The sequence below is a fragment of the Streptomyces canus 299MFChir4.1 genome, from assembly GCF_000383615.1.
GTDB lineage: Bacteria > Actinomycetota > Actinomycetes > Streptomycetales > Streptomycetaceae > Streptomyces > Streptomyces canus_C.
The window spans coordinates 89,936-114,625 of record NZ_KB911607.1 but is presented as its reverse complement, the minus strand read 5'-3'; the positions used below and the strand labels follow the sequence as shown (position 1 = coordinate 114,625).

Here is a 24,690-nt window from a genome sequence, read left to right as displayed (position 1 = left end):
CGGTTCCTTTGAGTAGGGCTCTGTAACGGACGCCGGCCGCTGCGGGCGGACACCCCCCACCCCGTCCCCTGCCCGCCGTACGCGGCCAACGGCCCGTCGGGGCGCCGGTGACTGCACCCACCCAGGGGCGCGGGGAACTGCGCGACCAGCCCCCACGTACCCGCAGCCGCCCGACGACATCGCGAGGCACCCCCGTAGGCGCCCAGGCCCAAGCAGCGCAGCTCACCGCTCACGTAGCATGGCCGCACGAACGACCTAGGGGGACATGAGCATGGCGGACGGAACGCAGTCGAGCGGGGACGGTCGGGATCCGTGGGCGCCGCCGGAGAGTGGGCCTTCGTTGGAGAAGAGTCCTTCGCCCGGGCAGCCGCCGTCGCCGTCCGTGCATGATCACGCCACCGTGACGTCGGTGCCTGACGGCGGTTACGGCTTCCCGCCTCCCGGGGCCGCTCCGGGATACGGCTATCCGGCCCCCGAGCAGGGCATACCCGGTGGGCCCGCCGCCGTGCCGCCGCCGCCCATCGGGCCCGAGGGGCCGGGCGCTCCCGTCGGCTATGGCTACCCGGCGTATCCGCAGGGCCCGCAGGGGTACGGCGGCTGGGCCCCGCCCGTGCCCCCGCAGAACGGCATGGGTGTCGCCGCGATGGTGCTGGGCATCCTGTCCTGCGCCCTGTTCTGCATGTACGGCATCCTCTCGGTGATCCTCGGGGTCCTCGCCATCGTGTTCGGGATCAAGGGGCGCAAGAAGGCCGAGCGGGGGGAGGCCACCAACCGCGGGCAGGCGCAGGCCGGGTTCATCATGGGGATCATCGGGACGATCATCGGCGTCGCCGTGGTCGTCTTGCTCATCATCGGCATCACGGCCGCCATCAACTCGGAGGACGACTCCGACTACTACGACGGGTCCCTCGCCGTCGTGGCGACGGCCACCTCGGTGGCGTAGTACCGGACGGGGAAGGACGAAGGGGATCCGCCGCGACGCGGGGGTCCCCTTCAGGCGTTTCTGAGGCGGTCCCTCGCCTCCATGAGCGCGAAGCCCAGGAGGTTGGGGCCTCGCCAGCGCTCGGGGTCGCTCGCCGCCTCGTCGTCCGCCGCGAGTCCGATGCCCCACACCCGGTCCACCGGACTGGCCTCCACCAGGATCCGGTCGCCGGTGTTCAGGAGGTACTCCCGCAGGTCTTCGTGGGCCGCGAACTTGTGGACGCTGCCCTCGACGACCAGCCCGAAGCGCTCGCGCTGCCAGGTCTGCTCGTCGAAGCCGCGGACCAGACGGCCCGCATTCTTGGCCTGGGAGGGGTGCCCGGCGGCCAGCACGCGCCGCTCTGCCTCCTGATCTTCGAAAAGCCGCGCCTTGCCCGCCATCATCCAGTGCTCGGCGGTCGCATAGGCCAGCCCGTCCACGACGAACGGTGACGGCCACCACTGGCTCAGACAGCTCGCACCCACCTGGCCGTCCGGGCGCGGGCGGTGGCCCCAGAAGTGCAGATACTTGACCTTCGCTCCGGCCCGGACCTGCTTGACCAGGGCATCCTGTGAATCGATCTTCCCCGTGATCTTCCCCATGCACGCGAGTCTGGCAGGAACCACTGACACTCCGTCCTTCCTTTTCCGGGGCGACTCGACACCTGGTCGACAGATTTCGTCGCGTAACCGAAAGGCAACAACGGAATCACTTGTAGGAGTGTCATTGCTCTGTCAGGATCGGCACTCAAATCGAGCTGGAGCTACGCCACCCGCCCGCGGTAACCGCGGGGTCACGGCGGAGGAGAGCGACATGCACAACCCGGGCAGTGCCACCCCGGACCGGTTCGCGGCCCAGGAGCGGTTCGCCGACGGCGCGCAGTTCATCGGAGGGCGTCTCACCAAGGGGACCTCCGGTCGTACGCACGCGGTCGTGGATCCCGCGAGCGGGGAGGAGGCCTTCACCTATGAGCTGGCGGGCGTCGAGGACGTCGATGCCGCGGTCGCCGCGGCCCGCGCGGCCTTCCCGGGCTGGGCGGCCACCACGCCCGGTGACCGTTCCGACGCCCTGCACCGGTTCGCCGCCTTGCTCGCCGAGCGCGCCGAGGACTTCGCCCGCGCGGAGTCGCTCCAGTGCGGGAAGCCGCTGAAGCTGACCCGGGAGTTCGACGTTCCGGGCACCATCGACAACACGTCGTTCTTCGCCGGGGCCGCTCGGCATCTTCAGGGGCAGTCCGCCGGTGAGTACTCCGGGGACCACACGTCGTACGTCCGGCGGGAGCCCATCGGTGTCGTCGGGTCCATCGCGCCCTGGAACTACCCGCTGCAGATGGCCGCCTGGAAAATCCTTCCTGCCGTCGCCGCGGGCAACACCATTGTTCTGAAGCCCGCCGAGATCACCCCGCTCACCTCGCTTCTCTTCGCCCAGGCCGCCACCGACGCCGGAATTCCCGACGGGGTCATCAACATCGTCACCGGGACCGGGAAGGAGGCGGGGGAGCGGCTGGTCGGGCATCCCGACGTGGCCATGACCTCCTTCACCGGGTCTACGGCCGTCGGCAAGCGGGTCGCCGAGATCGCCACCGCCACCGTCAAGCGGCTCCATCTGGAGCTGGGTGGCAAGGCTCCGTTCGTCGTCTTCGACGACGCCGACCTGGAGGCCGCCGTCAACGGGGCGGTCGCGGGCGCGCTCATCAACACCGGGCAGGACTGCACGGCCGCCACACGCGCGTATGTGCAGCGACCGCTGTACGAGGCCTTCGTCGAGAGGACCGCCGCGCTCATGGAGAGCGTCCGGCTCGGCGATCCGTTCGCCGCCGGTACCGATCTCGGGCCGCTCATCTCGCATGTGCAGCGGGACCGGGTCGCCGGGTTCGTCGACCGTGCGCGTGGCTACGCGCGCGTGGTGGCCGGCGGGGAGGCGCCGGGCGGGGAGCTCGCCAAGGGGGCGTACTACAAGCCGACGCTGGTCGCCGACGCCGCTCAGGACAGCGAGATCGTCCAGTCCGAGATCTTCGGGCCGGTCCTCGTCGTGCTGCCCTTCGACAGTGACGACGAGGGCATCCGGCTCGCCAACGACACCCCGTACGGGCTCGCCGCCTCCGCCTGGAGCCGGGACGTCTACCGGGCGAACCGGGCCACCCGGGAGATCAAGGCCGGGTGCGTGTGGGTCAACGACCACATCCCGATCATCAGCGAGATGCCGCACGGCGGGTACAAGGCGTCCGGCTTCGGCAAGGACATGTCCTCGTACTCGTTCGAGGAGTACACCCAGATCAAGCACGTTATGTTCGACAATACGGCGGTTGTCAGGAAGGACTGGCACCGCACGATCTTCGGGGACCGATAGCCGTATACAGGCCGCCCGACCCGCGGCCGCCCACTTTCCCGAAAGGGCACCAGCGCATGGAGCAGTACGAGCCCGACCGCCTGTCACCGGCCCAAGTGGCCGCCATGCGGCGCAGTTTCCGCAATGGCCGGGCCGCCATGACCCGGCGGTCCCTGTTGCGCGCTTCCGCGGGCGGTGCGCTCGCGGTCGGCGGCCTCGGGACGCTGAGCGCCTGCGGCATCCCCGCGGCCGGCAACACCCAGGGCGGCGTCTCCGCGGAGGACCACTCGGCCAAGGAGAAGACCGTCAACTTCTCCAACTGGACCGAGTACATCGACGTGGACGAGAGCGAGAAGCACCATCCCACGCTCGACCAGTTCAAGAAGCAGACCGGTATCTCGGTCAAGTACACCGAGGACATCAACGACAACGTCGAGTTCTTCGGGAAGATCAAGCCGCAGTTGGCGGCCGGGCAGGACACCGGGCGCGACATCATCGTGCTCACCGACTGGCTCGCCGCGCGGCTCATCCGGCTGGGGTGGGTCCAGAAACTGGACTCCTCCAACCTGCCGCACGCCTACGCCAACCTGTCCCAGCAGTTCCGTGACCCCGACTGGGACCCGGGGCGGGCGTACTCCTATGTGTGGCAGGGCATCTCGACCGTCATCGCCTACAACAAGAAGGCCCTCGACGGCCAAGAGGTGAAGTCGATCTCCGATCTGCTCGACAACACCAAGCTCAAGGGCCGGGTCGGCTTCCTGTCGGAGATGCGCGACAGCATCGGGATGACCCTGCTCGACATGGGCAAGGACCCGGCGCACTTCACCGCCGACGACTACGACGCGGCCATCGCGCGGCTCCAGAAGGCCGTCGACAAGGGGCAGATCCGCCGCTTCACAGGCAACGACTACACCTCCGACCTGACCAGCGGAGACTTCGCGGCCTGTGTCGCCTGGGCCGGTGACGTCGTCCAGTTGAAGGCCGACAGCCCGGACATCGACTTCATCATCCCGGACAGCGGATACATGACGTCGACCGACAACATGCTGATCCCCAACAAGGCCCGTCACAAGACGAACGCCGAGCGGCTCATCGACTTCTACTACCAGCCGAAGCCGGCCGCCGAACTCGCCGCGTACATCAACTACGTGTCGCCCGTCGACGGTGTGAAGCCCGAGCTGGCGAAGATCGACCCGGATGCGGCGAACAACCCGCTGATCATCCCCGACAAGGCCATGGCCGCCAAGTCGCACGCCTTCCGCTCCCTGAGCGCGAAGGAAGAGACGGCCTTTGAAGAGAAGTTCGCGAAGCTGACTGGGGCGTGATCACCGTGACGAACAAGAACACCGACAACAGCGGCGACGTCCGCCTCGCCGGGATCAGCAAGACGTACGACAACGGCTTCACCGCCGTACAGCCGCTCGACCTGACCGTCCCGCAGGGCTCCTTCTTCGCCCTGCTCGGCGCCTCCGGCTGCGGCAAGACGACCACCCTGCGCATGATCGCCGGTCTTGAGGAGCCCACGACGGGCACCGTGCACCTCGGCGACCAGGAGGTCACCCGGCTGCCGCCCTACAAGCGGCCGGTGAACACCGTCTTCCAGTCCTACGCCCTCTTCCCGCACCTCGACATCTTCGAGAATGTCGCCTTCGGCCTGCGCCGGCGTGGCATCAAGTCGGTGAAGAAGCAGGTCGAGGACATGCTGGAGCTCGTGCAGCTGGGGGAGCAGGCCCGCAAGAAGCCGCACCAGCTGTCCGGTGGCCAGCAGCAGCGGGTCGCCGTGGCGCGGGCTCTGATCAACACGCCCAAGGTGCTGCTCCTCGACGAGCCACTCGGCGCCCTCGACCTCAAGCTGCGCCGCCAGATGCAGCTGGAGCTCAAGCGCATCCAGACCGAGGTCGGCATCACCTTCGTGCATGTCACGCACGACCAGGAGGAGGCCATGACCATGGCCGACACGGTCGCCGTGATGAACGCGGGCCGCGTCGAGCAGCTCGGCTCGCCGACCGACCTGTACGAGAACCCGAACACCACCTTCGTCGCCAACTTCCTCGGCACCTCCAACCTCATCGAGGCCGAGGTCGACTCCAAGAGCGGCGGCGAGATCGTGCTGAAGGCGGGCGGCGGGAAGCTGGTGCTGCCCGAAGCGCGGTACGCCGGGCCGACCACGACCGGCGGCAAGGTGCTGGTCGGCGTCCGGCCCGAGAAGATCTCCCTCGCCCACGCCGACGAGGCCGGGGAGATTCCGGACGGTCGCAACCGGATCACCGGGAAGATCGCCGACTCCTCCTTCATCGGTGTCTCCACGCAGTACGTCATCGACAGCCCCGTCTGCCCCGAGTTCGAGGTCTACGCCCAGAACATCGACCGCGACGACCGGCTCGTGCCCGGCGCCGAGGTCGTCCTGCACTGGAACCCGGCGCACACCTTCGGCCTCGACGCCGCCCAGGACATCGACGCCGGTATCCAGGAAGAGGCGACGGTCTGATGGCGACGCTCACCGAGGCGCCCCCGCCTCTCAGCCCGACCGCGCCCGGGAAGAAGCCCCCGCGCAAGAGGGGCCGCTTCACGCCGTACTGGCTGCTGCTGCCCGGCATCCTGTGGCTGCTGGTCTTCTTCGCGCTGCCGATGATCTACCAGGCCTCCACGTCCGTGCAGACGGGCTCCCTGGAAACCGGTTACAAGGTCACCTGGCACTTCGCGACCTACTGGGACGCGCTGGCCGACTACTGGCCGCAGTTCCTGCGGTCGATCCTGTACGCCGGTGCCGCGACGATCCTCTGCCTGGTGCTCGGGTATCCGCTCGCCTACCTCATCGCCTTCCGCGCGGGGCGCTGGCGAAACCTGATCATGGTCCTGGTGATCGCGCCGTTCTTCACCAGCTTCCTGATCCGCACCCTCGCCTGGAAGACGATCCTCGCGGACGGCGGTCCGGTCGTCGGCGCCCTCAACAGCCTGCACGTCCTGGACGTCACCAGCTGGCTCGGCTGGACCACCGGCGACCGCGTCCTGGCCACGCCGCTCGCGGTGGTGTGCGGTCTGACGTACAACTTCCTGCCGTTCATGATCCTGCCGCTGTACACCTCGCTGGAGCGGATCGACGGGCGGCTGCACGAGGCGGCGGGCGATCTGTACGCCAAGCCGGTCACCACCTTCCGCAAGGTGACCTTCCCGCTGTCGATGCCGGGCGTGGTCTCCGGGACGCTGCTGACCTTCATCCCGGCGGCCGGCGACTACGTCAACGCCGAACTCCTCGGCTCGACCGACACGCGCATGATCGGAAACGTCATCCAGACCCAGTTCCTGCGGATTCTGGACTATCCGACGGCGGCAGCCCTCTCCTTCATCCTCATGGCCGCGATTCTCCTCATGGTCACCTTCTACATCCGCAAGTCCGGGACGGAGGATCTGGTTTAAATGGCCCTCGTCAACTGGCTCAAGCGTCATTTCGTCGTCATCGCGGGACTGCTGACTCTCGGATATCTCCTGCTGCCGAACATCGTCGTCACGGTGTTCTCCTTCAACAAACCGAAGGGGCGCTTCAACTACCAGTGGCAGCAGTTCTCCACGGACGCCTGGAAGGACCCCTGCGGCGTCGCCGACATGTGCGGCTCGCTGTCGATCAGCCTCCAGATCGCCTTCTGGGCGACGGTCGGCGCGACCGTCCTCGGCAGCATGATCGCCTTCGCGCTGGTCCGTTACCGGTTCCGCGCGCGGGGCACCGTGAACTCGCTGATCTTCCTGCCGATGGCGATGCCCGAGGTCGTCATGGCGGCCTCGCTGCTCACCCTGTTCCTCAACCTGGGTGCTCAGCTGGGTTTCTGGACGATTCTGATCGCCCACATCATGTTCTGCCTCAGCTTTGTCGTCGTCGCCGTCAAGGCGCGCGTGATGTCGATGGACCCGCGCCTGGAGGAGGCAGCCCGGGATCTGTACGCGAGTCCCGTCCAGACCTTCCTCCGGGTGACCCTGCCCATCGCGGCGCCCGGAATCGCCGCGGGCGCGTTGCTGTCCTTCGCGCTCTCCTTCGACGATTTCATCATCACCAATTTCAACGCGGGCTCGACCGTCACCTTCCCCATGTTCGTCTGGGGTTCGGCACAGCGCGGCACGCCCGTGCAGATCAATGTCATCGGTACGACCATGTTCCTCGTCGCCGTGCTGCTCGTGCTGGTCTCGATGGTCATCGGAAATCGTCGGAACAGGCAAAAGGCGTAGGCATGAGCCGTTGGACAAAGGCACTTTCCGAAGCCCGGCCGGTCCCGTACTGGCTGGACGACCCCGACAGACCCCACCCCGAGCCCGCCCTCACCGGCGCCGAGACCTGCGACCTGCTGGTGGTGGGCGGCGGCTACAGCGGATTGTGGACCGCGCTCAACGCGAAGGAGCGCGATCCGGGGCGGGATGTCGTCCTGCTGGAAGGCCGCGAGGTGGGCTGGGCCGCCTCCGGTCGCAACGGCGGCTTCTGCGCCGCCTCCCTCACCCACGGCCTGTCCAACGGGCTGACCCGCTGGCCGGACGAGATCCACAAGCTGGAGGAGCTGGGCGCCCGCAACCTCGACGAGATCGAGAAGGCGATCGCCCGGCACGATCTCGACTGCGAGTTCGAGCGCACCGGCGAGATCGACGTGGCGACCGAGCCGTACCAGGCCCGGGAACTGCGTGACTGGTACGAGGAGCTCCAGGAGAAGGGCCTGGCCGGCGGCGTCGACTTCCTGGACGCCGACGCGATGCGCGAACAGGTCGCCTCACCGACCTTCGAGGCCGGGCTGTGGGACCGCCGGGGCGTGGCCATGCTCAACCCGGCCAAGCTCGTGTGGGGCCTGAAGCGGGCGTGTCTGAGGCTCGGCGTCCGCATCTGGGAGCACACCCCCGCCCTCACTCTGCGGACGCACGGCGCCGGCATGGCCGTACGCACTCCGTACGGCTCCGTCCGGGCCCGGAAGGTCGCGCTCGGCACGAACATCTTCCCGAACCTGGTCAAGCGGGTGCGGGCGTACACCGTGCCGGTCTACGACTACGCCCTGATGACCGAGCCGCTGAGCGAGCAGCAGCTCGCGTCGATCGGCTGGAAGAACCGCCAGGGGCTCGGGGACAGCGCCAACCAGTTCCACTACTTCCGGCTCTCCGCCGACAACCGCATCCTGTGGGGCGGCTACGACGCGGTCTACCCGTACGGCGGCCGGGTGCGGGCCGAGTACGACGACCGGCCGAAGACCTACGCCAAGCTCGCGGGGCACTTCTTCACCTGCTTCCCGCAACTGGAGGGCGTCCGCTTCACGCACGCGTGGGGCGGCGCGATCGACACCTGCTCGCGGTTCTCCGCGTTCTACGGCACCGCCCACCACGGCAAGGTGGCGTACGCGGCCGGCTACACGGGGCTCGGCGTCGGGGCGACCCGGTTCGGGGCGGACGTGATGCTGGACCTGCTGGCCGGGGAGACCACCGAGCGGACCTCGCTGGAGATGGTCCGCAAGAAGCCGCTGCCGTTCCCGCCGGAACCCTTCGCCTGGACCGGCATCGCCCTCACCAAGTGGTCCCTGGCCCGGGCCGACGCGCACGGCGGGCGGCGCAACCTGTGGCTGCGGACCATGGACAGGTTCGGTCTGGGATTCGACAGCTGAACGATCGTATGTGATCTGATTCACTCCAACGGGTGGTCAGAACCCGCGTAATGCTCGCCGGGAGACCTTCCTCTCCCTCGTGACGCGACAGGCGTCGACGAGAGAAAGGGAGGTCTTCTCATGACTGGGGCGAAGACGGCGGTCGAGTGGCTGGCATCCGTCGCACCGGATCCCGAGGCGTGCCGCTGGGAGTGGGAGCGCAACCCCCTCGGGGTGGCGCTGCTTCCGGCCGGCAAGGCCTGGGACGTACTGATCCTGCCGGGCGAGCTGGGCTATCCGACGCTCGATGTCCTGACCCGCATCCTCGACCGGCTCGGCCCGGTGCTCGTCGACTTCGGCGACGCGCGCATGGGGTTCTTCGTGCCGCCGGGCACCGCGGCCCGCTGGCTGGGCACCGGTATCCGTACGGCCGGCGCCGGTACCTGGATCGTCGTGCCGTATCCGGGCCGGGTGGCCGGGGGAGGGGTGCGCTGGCTGGTCCCGCCGGACGGCTCCGGCATCCTCGTCGATCCGGCGCTGCTGGAACTCGCGATGCACGAGGCGGCGGCGGGCCTGGCGACGGAGGGCGACGGCTGAGCCGACGGTCACAGCACGCCTCGTCGGCCGCCCGTGCGGCCGACGCGGAGTCGAGGACTCCTGTGCACAGTGGGAGTGCGGCGCTGCGGGCCTCCCCCGCCGACAGCGACCACGCCCAGTGTGCCCAGGAGTTCAGCGGCGGCTGTGCCGTGCCAGGAAGAGCCAGAGTCCGAGCAGCAGGACCGTGCAGAGGCACCAGCTGCCCACCACGTCCAGGGGCCAGTGCCAGCCGCGGCGGACCAGGCCGAAGGAGACGCCGAGGATGAGAAGGCCGTAGCCGATGACGAGTGCGCGGCGGGTCCGGGTGGACCGCAGCCAGGGCAGGACCAGGAGGGTGGCGGCGCCGTACGCGACGGCGGCCGTGGCGGTGTGGCCCGAGGGGTAGTAGCCGGTCCCGGACGACACGGCCGTGCCCGGACGGTCGATGAGTTCCTTCAGGGGGACCACCAGGGCCGGGACCAGGGCCATCAGGACGGCCGCCGCGGTGGACGGCAGCCACCAGCGGTCCGTACCGGCGCGACGCGCCTGCCAGGCCGACCAGAGAAGAGCCACGGCCAGGACCGGGATCGCGACCTCGGCATTGCCCAGGTCGGAGAGGCCCGCCGAGACGCGGTCCGGATGGACCAGGGCGCGGCTGACCCGCTCGTCGACACGCAGAAGCGGCCCGTCCTCGACGACCTGCCAGGTGATCAGGGCGAAGAGGAGGGCAGGAATTCCGAGAAGGAGGATGAGGAAGGCCGGCCGCCCCGGAACAGGGGGGGTGGTTCCGGGGCGGCCGATCAGATCGGGTTGCCGGCCGCCCCGGGGGGTTTGGGGCGGGCGACTGTCCGATCGGTGAAGAGATCCAGAGCCGGAAGCTCCAGTTGTGTGCGCGAGGGCACGACCAGGTCGAAGCTGGGGAGGCCCCGGCCTGATGTCGCCCACAGTCCCCTGTGGGCGGGGTGTATCTCTCATCTCGATAAAACCTACGGCAGCGCGACGGCGTACGACAGACAGAATCCCATCCTCACGGCCACCTCGCACACCTTCTTCACACCCTCTGCCGCTCGCCACCGCAGCCCCGGAATCCCAAGGGGTGTCAGGGCTGTGACGGCTGAGGTCGGAAGGCGCGGGTCCGCTTCCGACCTGCCGTGTTGCCCCCGAGACGTCAGATGCCGGCGAAGGCCTGCTCGATGATGTCGAGGCCCTCGTTCAGCAGGTCCTCGCCGATGACGAGCGGGGGCAGGAAGCGCAGCACGTTGCCGTAGGTGCCACAGGTCAGGACCAGCAGGCCCTCCTGGTGGCACGCCTTGGCGAGCGCGGCGGTCGCCTCCGGGTTCGGCTCCTTGGTCGTACGGTCCTTGACGAGCTCGATGGCGATCATGGCGCCGCGGCCGCGGATGTCGCCGACGATGTCGAACTTCTCGGCCATCGCGGTCAGACGGGCCTTCATCGTGGCCTCGATCGCCTTCGCCCGCGCGTTGAGGTCGAGCTCCTTCATCGTCTCGATGGCGCCGAGCGCGCCGGCGCATGCGACCGGGTTGCCGCCGTACGTGCCGCCGAGACCGCCGGCGTGGGCGGCGTCCATGATCTCGGCGCGGCCGGTGACGGCGGCGAGCGGAAGACCGCCGGCGATGCCCTTGGCGGTGGTGATCAGGTCCGGGACGATGCCCTCGTCCTCGCAGGCGAACCACTGGCCGGTGCGGCAGAAGCCGGACTGGATCTCGTCCGCCACGAACACGATTCCGTTGTCCTGGGCGAACTGGCTGATCGCCGGCAGGAAGCCCTTAGCCGGCTCGATGAAGCCGCCCTCGCCGAGCACCGGCTCGATGATGATCGCGGCGACGTTCTCCGGGCCGACCTGCTTGGTGATCTGGTCGATGGCCTGGGCGGCGGCCTCGGGCCCGGCGTTCTCGGGGCCGGTGGGCCAGCGGTAGCCGTACGCGACGGGCACGCGGTACACCTCGGGGGCGAAGGGTCCGAAGCCGTGCTTGTACGGCATGTTCTTCGCGGTCAGCGCCATGGTGAGGTTGGTGCGGCCGTGGTAGCCGTGGTCGAACGCGACGACGGCCTGCCGCTTGGTGTACGCCCGCGCGATCTTGACGGCGTTCTCGACGGCCTCGGCGCCGCTGTTGAACAGGGCCGACTTCTTGGCGTGGTCACCCGGGGTGAGCTCGGCGAGGGCCTCGGCGACCTCCACGTAGCCCTCGTAGGGGGTGACCATGAAACAGGTGTGGGTGAAGTCGGCGAGCTGGGCGGAGGCCCGGCGCACGACGGCCTCGGCGGAGGCGCCGACGGACGTCACGGCGATGCCCGAACCGAAGTCGATCAGCCGGTTCCCGTCGACGTCCTCGATGATCCCGCCGCCCGCGCGCGCCGTGAAGACGGGCAGTACGGACCCCACACCCTGCGCGACCGCGGCGACCCGGCGGGCCTGCAGCTCCTGCGACTTGGGTCCGGGGATGGCGGTGACGACGCGGCGCTCCTGCGGAAGTGCGTTCATGAGGGGCTCCTGGGGTGTTGCGGGCGGAGATGTCGCGGACTGTGTCCAGTCTTTTCTCGCAGGCTAGGACGGGGGACGGGGGGTGGGCATGCTCCATGTGGGCGTTGTCGCGGGAGCGCGTTGTCCGTGGTGGACATAGCCCGTTTCCGGGACGGTGTGACGGCGCGGCCCCGCAATCGGTGAACTCCCTTTGCGGGCGCGTTAGATTGACCGCTGACGGTGGACGGAACGGCTGGTCGGGGAGCAGGGGCGATGGACAGCGACGGGACGCAGGACGCGCGGGGTACGCATGCGAATCCTGTGCCGCGGGCACGGGGGGCGATGCCGCCGATGCCCACGGAAGCGCCCTCGGTTTCCTCGCTCACGGGCAGCTCGGCGTTCCTGACATGGCTGCGGACGCCTCGGCCCGAGACGCTGCCCGGGGTGTGGCGGTTCGGCCACCGGCCCCGGCCGGAGGCGGAACCGGAGCTCATCCCCGGGCGCCAGCTGATCAGTGGCGCGCTGATCGCGTTTCTCGTCGGATGGCTCGTCTGGTCGCTGCTTCAGAACGGGTATGTCGGCGACTGGTGGCTCCTGCCGTTCAAGCTGCTCATCCCCGATGCCTGGCGCGGCGGCGGCAGTGGCGTCGGCAACTACCTTCTGTACGAGGGGTACGAGCTGATCGTCGCTCTCGTCATCATGATCGTCGTAGGGCGCCTCGGCCGCTGGAGTGAGGTGTGGCGTCGCTTCGTCCTGCCGCACCTGCGCCGGAAGCCGCCGCGGCAGCAGCAGCCCGCCCCGGCGCCTGCCGAAGACCCCGCCGAATGGCCCCAGCTCCGGGCCGCCGGTGCCGGCGACGCCGCCGAGCGGCTTGCCGCCGAGGCCAGGGCTGGGTTGATGCGGGACGTGGACCATGCCCGGATCACGCGGGCCTGGCAGGGCGTGCGCAGTGGCCGGTTCAGCCTCGCCACGTTCACCGGTGCCGTGCTCCAGGAGGGCGCCGCCGCCTGTCTGCACCCGTCCGGGGAGCGGGACCTGCCCGCCCGGCTCGCCCGGCATGATCTCCTCACCGGCCAGGTGCGGCTGGGGACCACCGCCGACGACGCCCGCAACCCGTACGCGTACCGGGGGGCCGGGCTCGGGCTCGACCCCGAGCTGCTCGGGACCTCGCTGCTCGCCGTCGGGCCGGCCGGGTCCGGGAAGACCGGGACCGTCGTCAGGCCGATCGCCGAGTCGCTGTGTCTGCACGCGCTCGCAGGGCGGGCCGCCGTCGTGGTGGTCGGTGCCGCGGGCGCGGGGCTCGGTCCCGCCGACTCCTACGACGTCGTCGTACAGATCGGCAATCCGGAGTCGGTGTACGACCTCGACCTGTACGGGGGCACGACCGATCCGGACGAGGCCGCGGCCGTGCTCGCCGAGGCGCTCGTCGGGGACCTCGCCGAGCCGCACCAGGGGGGCGACACCCGGCGGTCCACCACCGTGCTCGCCCAGCTCCTCGGGCCGTTCCGGGCGGTTCACGGCCGCTTCCCCTCCGTACCGGAGCTGCGGCAGCTGCTCGACGGGGCGCCCGGGCCGATGGCCGCGCTGCGGAAGGGGCTCGAGGACTCCGGGCAGGAGTCGCTGCTGCGGGAACTCGACGCGCGGGAGCGGCAGATGGGGAATCCGGGGGATGTGGGGGGCATCCTCGCGGACCGGATCGCGCTGCTCGACCGGCCCGCGTTCGCGTCCTTCTTCCACAGTGCGGGCTCCGATCCGTCCGGGCAGTCGCGGCCGTTCTCGCTGAAGGCCCTCGACCACCCCGTCCGGGTCCGGATCGACCTGCCCCAGCGCGGGCACGCCGACGCCTCCCGGATTCTGGCGCGGCTGGTGCTCGCGCAGTTCACGGCGAGCGTCGCGGTGCGCGAGGACCGGTCGCTGTTCGCCTGTCTGGTCGTCGACGACGCCACGGGGATCGTGACGCCCGAGGCGGTACGGGGCGTGCAGCGGCTGCGGTCCGGAAACGCCGGAGTGGTGCTGACGCTGCGGACGCTGGACGACGTACCGCGGCCGCTGCGCGGGCCCCTGCTCGGTGCCATCGGGTGCCGGATGGCGCTGTCCGGGCTCACTCCGTGGGACGGGCAGGACTTCGCCGAGGTGTGGGGCAAGGAGTGGATCGAGGCGCGGGACGTCACCGACCGGCAGATCATCGCCGAGACCCCGGCCGGCAAGGTGCTGCACGCGGTGCGCCAGGTCATCACCGGCAAGGCGCCGACCGCGCGGGCGGTGACCGTACGGCAGGTCGAGCGGGAACGGTGGTCCGCGTCCGAACTGGCGCACGCGGTTCCGCCCGGGCACGCGGTGCTGTCGCTGACCACGGTGACGGGTGAGCACGCGCCGCCGCTGCTGGTGGATCTGCGGGGATGACGTGACCTGAGGACCGTACGGTGAGGCAGAATCGGTACAGGCCGTTCATACACGGCGGCCAAAAGATCACCCACCTGCGCACGTTCCTCTGCTCGCTTCTCCGCACACCTCTTCGAAGGCCCAGGGCCCATGCCACCCACCCTCGCCTCGCTCGTCCACCACTCCGCGCTCAAGCTGACCGTGCGCGCGGGCGAGGACCGGCTGGACGTCCCCGTCCGCTGGGCGCACGTGAGCGAGCTCGCCGATCCCGTCCCCTACATGGAGGGCGGGGAGCTGCTGCTGATCACCGCCCTGAAGCTGGACGCGGAGGACCCGGAGGCGATGCGGCGGTACGTGAAGCGACTGGCCGGGGCCGGGGTGGTCGGACTCGGGTTCGCCGTCGGGGTCAACTACGACGACATCCCCGGGGCCCTGGTCGACGCGGCCCGCGACGAGGGGCTCCCGCTGCTCGAAGTGCCGCGCCGCACCCCCTTCCTCGCCATCAGCAAGGCCGTGTCCGCGGCGATCGCGGCCGACCAGTACCGGTCCGTCACCGCGGGCTTCGCCGCCCAGCGCGAACTGACCAGGCAGACGCTGACCGACGGCCCGGAAGGGCTGCTCGCCGCGCTCGCCTCCCAGGTGGACGGCTGGGCGGCGCTCTACGACGCCTCGGGCGCGGTCGTCGCCGCCGCGCCGGAGTGGGCCGGCCGCCGGGCCGCGCGTCTCACCGCCGACGTGGAACGACTGCGGGAGCGGCCCGCGCCCGCCTCCTCCGTGGTCGGCGGAGCCGGCCCTCCCGACAACGACGACCGCGTGGAGCTGCACTCCCTGGGCACCGGGCGGCGGCCGCGGGCCGCGCTGGCGGTGGGGACGGCCGCCACGCTGGGTACGGCGGAGCGGTACGCGGTGCACTCGGCGATCGCGCTGCTGACGCTCACCACCGAGCGCTCCCGCTCGCTGCAGGCCGCCGAGCAACGGATCGGGACGGCCGTACTGCGGATGCTGCTCGCGGGGGAGCCGGAGCACGCGCGCACCGTCGCGGGCGACCTGTACGGCGGGCTCCTGGACGCGCCCTTCCGGCTGATCGTGGCGGAGACGGCGGTCGTGTCGTCGGTCCGGATCGCCGCCGACACCCCCGCGCGGGTCCCGTCCGCCGCCGCGCTCGCCGCGGCCGCCGACATGAACGGCGATCCGCTCGGGGCGCTCACCGAGATCGTGGAGTCCGCGGCGGCCCGCTCCGGGGAGAGCGTGCTCGTGGTGCCCGAGGGGGAGCGGCTGGTGGTGCTGGCCGCGGACGGCGGGGCCGCCGTCTCCGCGTGCGCGGAGTACACGGTGGCCCTGGAGGCGGCGCGCACCCGCGAGCAGACTGCCGCCGGGGACGAGGGCGAACTGGTCGTCGGCGTCTCGGCCCCTGCCGGGCCGATCGCCGCCGCGGCCGCCTACAAGCAGGCCGAGCAGGCACTCTCGGTGGCCCGGCGGCGGGGCCGGGTGTACGTCGAGCACGAACAACTGGCCTCAGGATCGGTGCTGCCGCTGCTCGCCGACGACGCGGTGCGGGCCTTCGCGGACGGGCTGCTGCGGCCGCTGTACGAGCACGACGCGACCGGCCGGGGCGACCTGGTCGCCTCGCTGCGGGCCTGGCTCTCCCGGCACGGCCAGTGGGACGCGGCCGCCGCCGACCTGGGCGTCCACCGGCACACCCTGCGGTACCGGATGCGCAGGGTCGAGGAGATCCTGGGCCGCTCCCTGGACGATCCGGACGCGCGCATGGAGCTGTGGCTGGCGCTGAAGACGGCCTCGGCGGAGTAGGCCTCGCCGGGAGTGCCGAACCGGAGTGTCCAAGTGCTCCACTGCTACACCCCGGACAAATTCGATCCCGCCCTCCCGGCCCTACCGTGGGGACATGACTTCCACCCACGCCTTCTGGCTCGCCGGCCGCCAGGTCACCGGCGAGGACACCTTCGACGTCACCTCCCCGTGGGACGGCCGGCTCGTCGGCAAGGTCGCCGTGCCGGACGACGAGCAGATCGAGGAGGCCGTGGCCGCCGCGTACGCCGTACGGGACGAGTTCGCCGCCACTCCCGCCCACGTCCGCGCCGCCGCCCTCGACCACGTCAGCCGCAGGCTCGTCGAGCGCACGGAGGAGATCGCGCGGCTGATCTCCGCCGAGAACGGCAAGCCGATCAAGTGGGCCCGGGGGGAGGTCGGCCGTGCCGTCTCCGTGTTCCGGTTCGCCGCTGAGGAGGCCCGGCGGTTCAACGGCGGTGAGGCCCAGCGCCTGGACACCGACCTCGGCGGCCAGGGCCGGCTCGCGCTGACCCGGCGCTTCCCGAAGGGGGTCGTGCTCGGGATCGCGCCCTTCAACTTCCCGCTCAACCTCTGCGCCCACAAGATCGCCCCGGCGATCGCGGCCGGCGCGCCGATCATCCTGAAGCCGGCCCCGGCGACCCCGCTGTCCGGGCTGATCATCGGCGAGCTGCTCGCCGAGACCGAGCTGCCCGCCGGCGCGTGGAGCATCCTGCCCGTCCCGAACGACCGGATGCCCGCCCTGGTCCAGGACGAGCGGCTGCCCGTGATCTCCTTCACCGGTTCCGAGAAGGTCGGTTACGCGATCATGGACTCGGTGCCCCGCAAGCACTGCACCCTGGAGCTGGGCGGCAACGGCGCCGCGGTCGTCCTCGGCGACTACGCGAGCGACGAGGACCTCGACTGGGCCGCGACCCGCATCGCGACCTTCTCCAACTACCAGGGCGGCCAGTCCTGCATCTCCGTGCAGCGGGTGATCGCCGACGCGTCGGTGTACGACCGGCTGCTGCCGCGGATCGTCGCCGCCGTCGGGGCCCAGGTCACCGGCGACCCGGGCGACGACAAGACCGATGTCGGCCCGCTGGTCAGCGAGGACGCGGCGGTGCGGGTCGAGGCGTGGGTGAAGGAGGCCGTCGAGGCGGGCGCCACCCTGCTCACCGGCGGCGACCGCGACGGCGCCTCCTACGCGCCGACCGTCCTCGCCGACGTCCCGGCCGACACCACGATCTCCTGCGAGGAGGTCTTCGGACCCGTCCTCACCGTGCAGAAGGTGGACGGCGAGACGGAGGCCTTCGCCGCGGTCAACGCCTCCAAGTACGGCCTCCAGGCGGGTGTGTTCACCCACGACCTCCAGGCAGCCTTCCGCGCTCATCGCGCTCTTGAGGTCGGCGGCGTGGTCATCGGTGACGTGCCCTCCTACCGTGCCGACCAGATGCCGTACGGCGGCGTCAAGCAGTCCGGTGTGGGCCGCGAGGGCGTGCGGTTCGCGATGGACGACTACACGTACGAGCGGGTGCTGGTGCTGACCGGCCTCGCCCTCTAGTTAATGGGAATCGTTTCCATATAGGGTTCTCGGAGAGGCCCGGCACCGATGCCTTCCGGTGCCGGGCCTCTTCTTGTCGTCAGCCGTTCCGGTCCCTCAACCGGAGAAGCCGACGTGCGCGAGCCGCAGCGGGCCGCGCAGCCCGAGGTGCACGTCGTGCACGCCCTCGGCGACGATCCCGGCGCCGAGGGTGGTGTAGTCGTACGGTCCGGAGTCGGACTCCTTCACCTCCCAGGTGGCGAGCACCGCGCCCCCGTCCAGCGACAGTTCGACCGAGCCCTTGCCGGACACCGTCACCGTCACCTCGGTGACGCCGTCGCCGAAGTCGCAGTCCCGGTAGACCAGTTCACCGGCACCGCCCTCGGCGGCCGTCACCGCGTCGCCCGCCGTCCTCGTCCGGTCGACGATCTCGACGCCACTGTGTTCGTCGAAGTCCGCGCCCTCCAGGCCCCGTTGGAGCACGGGCCGCGGTGCGCCGGGCTCACCGTCGAGCAGCACCGTCGTGCGCAGCCGGATGTCCTCGCTGGAGGCACCGGCCAGGAGCTCGTACGGGCCCGGCTCCAGACGCCACCGGCCCCGCGCCACGTCCCAGAACTCGAAGGCGCGCAGCGGGACTTCGAAGGACAGCTCCTCCTCGGCGCCCGGGGCGAGCGTCACCCGCCGGTGGGCCACCAGCTCACGGCGCGGGCGGGGGAGGGCCGGGTCGATCGCCCGGGTGTAGAGCTGGGCGACCTCGTCGGCGGTGACGTCACCGGTGTTCGTGATCGTGAACGAGACGTGCAGCGCCCCTTTCGTCATACGGGCCGTGAGGTCGCCGTACGAGAAGGACGTGTACGACAGCCCGTGCCCGAACGGGAACAGGGGCGTGCCCTCGAAGTACAGGTAGGTCTGACGGCTGCCGACGACGTCGTAGTCGAGGAGGCCGGGCAGGTCGGCGTCGCTCTCGTACCAGGTCTGCGGAAGGCGGCCTGCGGGGGAGACGTCACCGGCCAGGACGCGGGCCAGGGCGGTGCCGGCCGCCTGGCCGCCGTGGGCTGTCCAGAGGGCCGCGGCCAGGTCCGACGTGTCGACCGCGTACGGGTAGGCCGAGACCAGCGCCAGCACCGTCCGGGGGTTCGCGGCGCGCGCCGCCCGCAGCAGGCGTTCCTGGTGGGCGGGGAGTCGCAGGGAGGCGCGGTCCTCGGTCTCGCGGCCGTTGATGTGCGGGTCGTTGCCCGCGACGACCAGGACCACGTCGGCCTCGGACGTGACGCGGGTCACTGCGTCCTCGCCGCGTTCGGCGATGATCAGCGTGAAGGTCTCCGGCTTCGCCTCGGGTTCCGCGTTCCCGCCGTTTTCGTCGGCAACCTTCACTCCGTCCGCGGCGACAGTGACGTGGCGGCCCGTACCGATGTGCCTGAGGAGGTGACCGCTGCCGTGCGGTTCCAGGCGGAAGGTCTCCTGGACGATCCAGCCTCCGGGCTGGTCGGCCGAGGCGCGCAGGTAGCCGTCCTCGGCGACGGAGAGATAACGGCCGTCAGGGGCGCGCAGCGTGAGGACGCCCTCGTCCCAGTCGATCAGCGCGAACTCGGTGCCGGTCGCGTCGGTCGTCAGCGGGGGCAGGTCCGTGCGCCCCGCGAGCAGCGCCGGATCCAGGGCGCCCTCGGCGCCGCGCACCGCGTCCTCGTCGTGCTCGGAGGTCAGGACGTGCAGAAACGTCCCGGCGGAGGTCTTGAGCCGGACCCGGTCCACGCCCTCCGCGAACTCCACCCGCTCGGCGCCGAAGCGCTCGTACAGCCCCTCCAGCGGGGTGGAGCGGTGGATGAGGGTGCCGCTGTACCAGTCCAGCTTGCACTCGTCGGCGAGCAGACCGACCACGGCGAGCCGGGTGTCGGGGGCGAGTGGGAGCACGCCGTCGTTCCTGAGCAGCACGATCGCCTGCTCGGCGGTCTCCTGGGCGAGCGCCCGGTGTGCCGGGGTGTCGAAGTCCCGGACGTCCGCGTACGGGTCGTGCTGCGGGTCGAACTCGCCGAGCCGGAAGCGGACCGAGAGCTGCCGGCGGACCGCGGTGTCGATCTCGGCCTCGGTCAGCAGGCCCTGGTCGAGGGCCCCCTGGATGCGCGCGATCATCTGCGAGCTGTCCGTGCCGTGGTCGGTGAAGCTGTCGACGCCGGCCCTGAGGGAGGCCGCGGTGGCCTCCTCGTGGGTGTCGAAGTAGTGCTCGTGATCGACCAGGTTGGAGGGCGCGCCCGCGTCCGAGCAGACCAGCAGCTCCTCCTGAGTCCAGGCACGCAGGTGCTCGCGCAGATAGGGCGAGACGTGGTTGGGGCGGCCGTTGACCAGGTTGTACGCCGGCATCACCCCGGCCACCGCGCCCGCCTCGACCGCCTCGCGGAAGGCGCGCAGGTCGTACTCGTGCAGCACGCGCGGACGCACCGAGCTCGACGAAGTGGCCCGGTCCGTCTCGTTGTTGTGGGCCAGCCAGTGCTTGAGCACCGGGGCCGTGCGCCAGTACGTGGGGTGATCGCCGCGCAGCCCGTGGGTGTAGGCGGTGGCGATGGCCGAGGTGAGCTTCGGGTCCTCCGAATAACCCTCCTCGTTACGGCCCCACAGCGGATGGCGGAGCAGATTGACCGTCGGTGCCCAGACGTTGAGGCCGACCCTGTCGTCGCGGGCGCGCATCGCCCGGACCTCCTTGGACACCGCCTCGCCGACCCGCCGTACGAGCTCGGTGTTCCAGGTCGCGCCGAGGCCCACCGCCTGCGGGAAGACCGTCGCCGGGCCCATCCACGCGACGCCGTGCAGCGCCTCCTGGCCGGTGCGGAACGCTTGGATGCCGAGGCGTTCGACGGCGGGGGCGCACTGGTGCAGGAATCCGATCTTCTCGTCGAGGGTCAGCCGCGTCAGCAGATCGTCGATGCGCTTCGCGAACGGCAGGTGCGGATCGCGAAACGGCGGTGTGTGCGGCGGGTGTGCGGTCACGTGGGGATCCCCTTGCGATGGATCGATTCGATGCTTTCGAAGCGCTTCGATGCTCATTCGGCACCGGGGTGGGTGTCAAGAGATCGACACCGTCACTTCAGGCGGTGCATAAGAAAAGGTCACCTCTTCTACCGCGCAGGAATCTTGGGAACGACCCTTGTGCACCCCTGGGTGTTCACTTAACCTCACAGCAACATCGAAGCGCTTCGACTACGGATTCCGTCACACAGTCGAAGCATCGCTTCAGCTCAGCCAGTTCCACTCAAGACACCGCAGCCGACGGCTCCACCGCCGGGTGTCCTGGTGCGCCATGAAGGGTTGACGCAATGACGCCGAATGCCGCTGCCCCCTCCTCCGGTCCTTCCGGGCCCAGCCGGAGAAGCTTCCTCGCCTCCACCGCGGTCGCCACCGCAGCGGTGGCGGGCGGGATGCCGCTGCTTGCCGCCTGTGGCGGTTCGGACAGCGGCGAGCGCGAAGGGGCCACCTCGGGCAAGGCCGCGGACAAGCTGCTCCCGACGTTCGTCGCCAGCACGGTCGCGAACCCGGATCTGCCGTCCAAGAACGGCTCGGCCGCCGGCTACACCGGCAAGGTCGACCTCGCGGCCCTGAAGGCCTCGGTCCCGGACAAGCTCGGCACCGGCGCCCCCTTCAAGATCATGTCCCCGTTCTGGGGCTCCCCGCCGAAGGCCGGCTGCGCCTACTACACGGCGCTCGACGCCGCCGCGGGCACCAAGATCACCTGGCAGAACCAGGACGGCAACACCTACGGCCAGAAGCTCGGGGCCGTCCTCGCCTCCAGCTCCATACCCGACATGGTGGTCGTGCCCAGCTGGGAACTCGTCGGCAAGATCGCGAACGCGGTCACCGCCAAGTTCATGGACCTCGGCCCCTACCTCGCGGGCGACAAGGTCAAGAAGTACCCGAACCTGGCCGCCATCCCCTCCGACGCCTGGCGCATGGGCATCTTCGGCGGTGCCCTGCGCGGCATCCCGATGCCCGCCGCCACCGCGAACTGGATCGCACCTCTGTACCGCAAGGACGTCTTCGACAAGAAGGGCTACGCGGTACCGAAGTCGGCCGACGAGTTCATGAGCTGGGCCAAGGAGGCCACCAGCGCCAAGGCCAAGGTGTGGGCCTGCGGTGACATGACCTGGTCGGCGTGGAGCTTCTTCGGTGTCCGCGGCTCCGGGCCGATCGGCTGGGACACCGGGTCCGACGGCAAGCTGACGTACCGCATCGAGCAGCCCGAGTACCTCGAAGCCCTGGAGTGGGTCCGCAAGCTGTTCGACGCGGGCGTGGTCCACCCCGACGACAAGGCGCGCACGGGCGACGCCGGCCAGCGGTTCACCGCCGGGCAGATCCTGGTCTGGAACACCAACATCGCCGACTGGTACGGGAAGGTCTCCGAACAGGCCCAGTCCAACCCCTCCCTCCAGATCGACGCCATCGACCTCTTCGGCGCCGACGGCGGCAACCCGAAGCTGTACGCCTCCTCACCCGCCACCATCTGGTCGCTGATCCGCAAGGGCGCCTCGAAGACGACGATCGAGAACGCGCTGGCCGCCGCCGACTTCTCGGCCGCGCCCTACGGCACCAAGGAGCGCATGCTCGTCGACTACGGCGTCGAGGGCACCCACTACACCGTCAAGAACGGCGTCCCGGTCAAGAACGACCTCGGCAACTCCGAGGTGCTCAACGCCTGGGTCATGCTGGCCGCGCCGGCCGCCTACTACGCCCACCCCGACTTCCCCGAGGTCGCCCGCAAGCAGGTCGAGTGGCAGCAGCGGATGGGCGCCTTCATGAAGAAGACGTCCACGTTCGGCATGAACATCGTCGAGCCGACCCGCTGGGCCAACCTCTCCAGCCAGTTCGAGCAGCTGGAGATCGACTACGTGCGGGGCCACAAGAAGCTGTCCGACGTGCAGGCCGCCATCTCCACCTGGAAGTCCTCCGGCGGCGACAAGCTGCGCGACTGGTACAAGGAGCTCATCGACAAGAACGGCAGCGGCAACTGATGTCTCTCACGGCCGGGAGCAGGCCCGACGGGACTCGTCCCCCCGCGGCCGTAGAGGAGCCGACGGCCGCGGTCGCCGCCGCGGTGACGAAGGAGCGGGTGCCGCCCAAGGCGGCCAAGGCAGGCAAGGTTCCCTTCATGGTCCGGCTGCGCCGCGACCGCACGCTGATCCTGATGACGCTGCCCGTCATCCTCCTGCTCCTGGTCTTCAACTACGTCCCGCTGCTGGGCAACGTCGTCGCCTTCCAGGAGTACGACCCGTACGTCTCCAGCAACGGCGTCACCGCGATCTTCCACAGCCCTTGGGTCGGCGTCGAGCAGTTCTCGCGGATGTTCGACGATCCGCTGTTCTGGGGCGCCGCGAAGAACACCCTCGTGCTGTTCGTGCTCCAACTGGTGCTGTTCTTCCCGATCCCCATCGCCCTCGCGCTGCTCATCAACAGCGTGATCCGGCCGCGGGTGCGCGCCGTGGCGCAGGCCATCATGTACCTGCCGCACTTCTTCTCGTGGGTCCTGGTCGTCACCGTGTTCCAGCAGATCCTCGGCGGCGCGGGCATCATCGCCCAGACCCTGGAGGACCACGGCTGGTCCGGCTTCGACCTGATGACCAACGCGGGCCTGTTCAAGTACCTGGTCACCGCGCAGGCCGTGTGGAAGGACGCCGGCTGGGGGATCATCGTCTTCCTCGCCGCGCTGGCCGCCGTGAGCACGGACCTGTACGAGGCCGCCGCCATGGACGGCGCCGGGCGCTGGCGCCGCATGTGGCACGTGACGCTGCCCGCGCTGCGCCCGGTGATCGCCCTGCTTCTGGTGCTCAGGGTCGGTGACGCGCTGAGCGTCGGCTTCGAGCAGTTCCTGCTCCAGCGGGACGCGGTCGGGGTCGGGGCCAGCGAGGTCCTGGACACCTACGTGTGGAACATGGGCATCCAGAACGGCGACTTCAGCTACGCGGCCGCGGTCGGCCTGGTCAAGGGAGCCATTGGAGTGTGTCTCGTCCTGGGTGCGAACAAGTTCGCGCACCTGCTCGGCGAGCAGGGGGTGTACCACAAGTGAGTCTGAACACGCAGCTCGTCCGCAGTCTCAAGGCTCCCGCGCGGCCCGCGTGGGAGGAGGAGCCCCACAAGGCGGGACTCACCGCGAAGGGCGGCCTTCTCCTCCTGTGCTGCCTGGGAGTGCTCGGTCCCCTGTGGATCGTGATCGTCACCAGCCTCTCCCCGAAGCCGGTGATCGACCGGGTCGGTGGCCTGGTCGTGATCCCGCAGGGCATCACCTTCGTCAACTACACCGAACTGCTCAGCGGCGGCCAGGTCAGCCGGGCCATCATGGTCTCGGTCGGGGTCACGCTCGTCGGCACGCTGTTCTCGATGGCCGTGTCGGTGCTGGCGGCCTACGGTCTGTCCCGGCCAGGGAGTCTGGGACACCGGTTCTTCCTGATCACCATGATGGCGACGATGTTCTTCGGAGCCGGCCTGATTCCCACATACCTGCTGGTGCAGTCGCTGGGACTGACGGACACGTATCTGTCGCTGATCCTGCCGAGCGCGGTCAGCGTCTTCAACATCCTGGTGCTGCGGGCCTTCTTCATGGGGATCTCGCCCGAACTCACCGAGTCGGCGCGCATCGACGGGGCCGGTGACCTGCGGATCCTGCTGACCATCATCATGCCGCTGTCCCGGGCCGTGCTGGCCGTCATCTCCCTGTTCTACGCGGTGGGTTACTGGAGCGCCTGGTTCAACGCGTCGATCTATCTGAGCGACCAGGACATGATGCCGTTGCAGAACGTGCTCATCCAACTGGTGCAGAAGCACACCTCGGCCCCCACGGGCTTGCAGCAGGCGGTGCGGACAGGGCAGTTGTCGGCGCTGGGACTGCAGATGGCCGTGATGGTGCTGGCGTTGATTCCGGTGGCGGTCGCTTCTCCGTTCGTCCAGCGGCATTTCAAGAAGGGCATGTTGACGGGTGCGGTGAAGGGCTGACCGCTCGCCATCCCGCAGGGGTGGTTCTGTCGGACGGCGGCCGCGGGTTGTTGGTCGT

Annotated in this window: 18 protein-coding genes; 14 read left to right on the top strand and 4 right to left on the bottom strand. The window is 70.0% G+C overall.

What is annotated here, in order from left to right; translation table 11 throughout:
* Positions 1-271: 271 nt before the first annotated feature.
* Complete coding sequence (locus H293_RS0136220) at positions 272-943, top strand: DUF4190 domain-containing protein (protein WP_028808500.1); 672 nt, start codon at positions 272-274, stop codon at positions 941-943.
* A gap of 50 nt (positions 944-993) precedes the next feature.
* Here the strand turns inward: H293_RS0136220 and H293_RS0136215 are convergent, their stop codons facing one another.
* On the bottom strand, positions 994-1,563 hold the full coding sequence (locus H293_RS0136215; protein ID WP_020122703.1) for an NADAR family protein: 570 nt from the start codon (positions 1,561-1,563) through the stop codon (positions 994-996).
* 211 nt (positions 1,564-1,774) lie between these two features.
* Between H293_RS0136215 and H293_RS0136210 the strand changes: the two genes are divergently transcribed.
* The 7 genes from H293_RS0136210 to H293_RS0136180 all read left to right on the top strand — a co-directional run bounded on the left by H293_RS0136210 (position 1,775) and on the right by H293_RS0136180 (position 9,489).
* Positions 1,775-3,310 (top strand): gamma-aminobutyraldehyde dehydrogenase, encoded by a 1,536-nt coding sequence (locus H293_RS0136210; RefSeq protein ID WP_020122702.1) that lies wholly within the window; start codon positions 1,775-1,777, stop codon positions 3,308-3,310.
* Between the two features lie 56 nt (positions 3,311-3,366).
* The gene (locus tag H293_RS0136205) at positions 3,367-4,614 is read left to right on the top strand and encodes an ABC transporter substrate-binding protein (protein WP_020122701.1); all 1,248 of its coding nucleotides are present in this window, start codon (positions 3,367-3,369) and stop codon (positions 4,612-4,614) included.
* Complete coding sequence (locus H293_RS0136200) at positions 4,611-5,777, top strand: ABC transporter ATP-binding protein (RefSeq protein WP_020122700.1); 1,167 nt, start codon at positions 4,611-4,613, stop codon at positions 5,775-5,777. The genes H293_RS0136205 and H293_RS0136200 overlap by 4 nt, the downstream gene beginning before the upstream one ends.
* The gene (locus H293_RS0136195; protein ID WP_020122699.1) at positions 5,777-6,706 is read left to right on the top strand and encodes an ABC transporter permease; all 930 of its coding nucleotides are present in this window, start codon (positions 5,777-5,779) and stop codon (positions 6,704-6,706) included. Before H293_RS0136200 ends, H293_RS0136195 begins: the two co-directional genes overlap by 1 nt.
* The gene (locus H293_RS0136190) at positions 6,707-7,507 is read left to right on the top strand and encodes an ABC transporter permease (RefSeq protein WP_020122698.1); all 801 of its coding nucleotides are present in this window, start codon (positions 6,707-6,709) and stop codon (positions 7,505-7,507) included.
* 2 nt (positions 7,508-7,509) lie between these two features.
* Positions 7,510-8,913, top strand: coding sequence for an NAD(P)/FAD-dependent oxidoreductase (locus tag H293_RS0136185; protein ID WP_020122697.1), 1,404 nt, complete (start codon positions 7,510-7,512; stop codon positions 8,911-8,913).
* A 120-nt stretch (positions 8,914-9,033) separates the two neighbouring features.
* Positions 9,034-9,489 carry a hypothetical protein gene (locus tag H293_RS0136180; RefSeq protein ID WP_007385017.1) on the top strand — a complete coding sequence of 152 codons (456 nt, stop codon included), beginning with the start codon at positions 9,034-9,036 and terminating at the stop codon, positions 9,487-9,489.
* Between the two features lie 132 nt (positions 9,490-9,621).
* Here the strand turns inward: H293_RS0136180 and H293_RS50650 are convergent, their stop codons facing one another.
* Entirely contained in the window at positions 9,622-10,413 is a 792-nt protein-coding gene (locus H293_RS50650; protein ID WP_028808498.1) for a phosphatase PAP2 family protein, read from the bottom strand.
* Between the two features lie 223 nt (positions 10,414-10,636).
* Positions 10,637-11,971, bottom strand: a complete 1,335-nt coding sequence (gabT, locus tag H293_RS0136170) for a 4-aminobutyrate--2-oxoglutarate transaminase (RefSeq protein WP_020122695.1) — start codon at positions 11,969-11,971, stop codon at positions 10,637-10,639.
* 252 nt (positions 11,972-12,223) lie between these two features.
* Here gabT and H293_RS0136165 point away from each other — a divergent pair, with 252 nt between their 5' ends.
* From H293_RS0136165 to H293_RS0136155, 3 genes are all read left to right on the top strand, one after another.
* Positions 12,224-14,353, top strand: a complete 2,130-nt coding sequence (locus H293_RS0136165) for a hypothetical protein (RefSeq protein ID WP_020122694.1) — start codon at positions 12,224-12,226, stop codon at positions 14,351-14,353.
* 129 nt (positions 14,354-14,482) lie between these two features.
* The gene (locus tag H293_RS0136160) at positions 14,483-16,141 is read left to right on the top strand and encodes a PucR family transcriptional regulator (protein ID WP_020122693.1); all 1,659 of its coding nucleotides are present in this window, start codon (positions 14,483-14,485) and stop codon (positions 16,139-16,141) included.
* Positions 16,142-16,235: 94 nt separating this feature from the next.
* Complete coding sequence (locus tag H293_RS0136155) at positions 16,236-17,681, top strand: aldehyde dehydrogenase family protein (RefSeq protein WP_020122692.1); 1,446 nt, start codon at positions 16,236-16,238, stop codon at positions 17,679-17,681.
* 96 nt (positions 17,682-17,777) lie between these two features.
* On the opposite strand, the gene H293_RS0136150 is transcribed toward H293_RS0136155, so the two are convergent.
* Entirely contained in the window at positions 17,778-20,642 is a 2,865-nt protein-coding gene (locus tag H293_RS0136150) for a glycoside hydrolase family 3 C-terminal domain-containing protein (protein ID WP_020122691.1), read from the bottom strand.
* Positions 20,643-20,968: 326 nt separating this feature from the next.
* On the opposite strand from H293_RS0136150, the gene H293_RS0136145 reads away from it, so the two are divergent.
* From H293_RS0136145 to H293_RS0136135, 3 genes are read left to right on the top strand one after another with little or no spacing between them, the layout of a single operon-like run.
* Entirely contained in the window at positions 20,969-22,657 is a 1,689-nt protein-coding gene (locus H293_RS0136145) for an extracellular solute-binding protein (protein WP_020122690.1), read from the top strand.
* Positions 22,657-23,709, top strand: coding sequence for an ABC transporter permease (locus H293_RS0136140; protein ID WP_020122689.1), 1,053 nt, complete (start codon positions 22,657-22,659; stop codon positions 23,707-23,709). Before H293_RS0136145 ends, H293_RS0136140 begins: the two co-directional genes overlap by 1 nt.
* On the top strand, positions 23,706-24,632 hold the full coding sequence (locus H293_RS0136135; protein ID WP_020122688.1) for a carbohydrate ABC transporter permease: 927 nt from the start codon (positions 23,706-23,708) through the stop codon (positions 24,630-24,632). Before H293_RS0136140 ends, H293_RS0136135 begins: the two co-directional genes overlap by 4 nt.
* Positions 24,633-24,690: the final 58 nt, after the last annotated feature.

Coding starts and splice junctions, on each gene's coding strand:
- H293_RS0136220 (WP_028808500.1), top strand. CDS start 272: ATGGCGGACGGAACGCAGTCGAGCGGGGACGGTCGGGATCCGTGGGCG.
- H293_RS0136215 (WP_020122703.1), bottom strand. CDS start 1,563: ATGGGGAAGATCACGGGGAAGATCGATTCACAGGATGCCCTGGTCAAG.
- H293_RS0136210 (WP_020122702.1), top strand. CDS start 1,775: ATGCACAACCCGGGCAGTGCCACCCCGGACCGGTTCGCGGCCCAGGAG.
- H293_RS0136205 (WP_020122701.1), top strand. CDS start 3,367: ATGGAGCAGTACGAGCCCGACCGCCTGTCACCGGCCCAAGTGGCCGCC.
- H293_RS0136195 (WP_020122699.1), top strand. CDS start 5,777: ATGGCGACGCTCACCGAGGCGCCCCCGCCTCTCAGCCCGACCGCGCCC.
- H293_RS0136190 (WP_020122698.1), top strand. CDS start 6,707: ATGGCCCTCGTCAACTGGCTCAAGCGTCATTTCGTCGTCATCGCGGGA.
- H293_RS0136185 (WP_020122697.1), top strand. CDS start 7,510: ATGAGCCGTTGGACAAAGGCACTTTCCGAAGCCCGGCCGGTCCCGTAC.
- H293_RS0136180 (WP_007385017.1), top strand. CDS start 9,034: ATGACTGGGGCGAAGACGGCGGTCGAGTGGCTGGCATCCGTCGCACCG.
- gabT (WP_020122695.1), bottom strand. CDS start 11,971: ATGAACGCACTTCCGCAGGAGCGCCGCGTCGTCACCGCCATCCCCGGA.
- H293_RS0136165 (WP_020122694.1), top strand. CDS start 12,224: ATGGACAGCGACGGGACGCAGGACGCGCGGGGTACGCATGCGAATCCT.
- H293_RS0136160 (WP_020122693.1), top strand. CDS start 14,483: ATGCCACCCACCCTCGCCTCGCTCGTCCACCACTCCGCGCTCAAGCTG.
- H293_RS0136155 (WP_020122692.1), top strand. CDS start 16,236: ATGACTTCCACCCACGCCTTCTGGCTCGCCGGCCGCCAGGTCACCGGC.
- H293_RS0136145 (WP_020122690.1), top strand. CDS start 20,969: ATGACGCCGAATGCCGCTGCCCCCTCCTCCGGTCCTTCCGGGCCCAGC.
- H293_RS0136140 (WP_020122689.1), top strand. CDS start 22,657: ATGTCTCTCACGGCCGGGAGCAGGCCCGACGGGACTCGTCCCCCCGCG.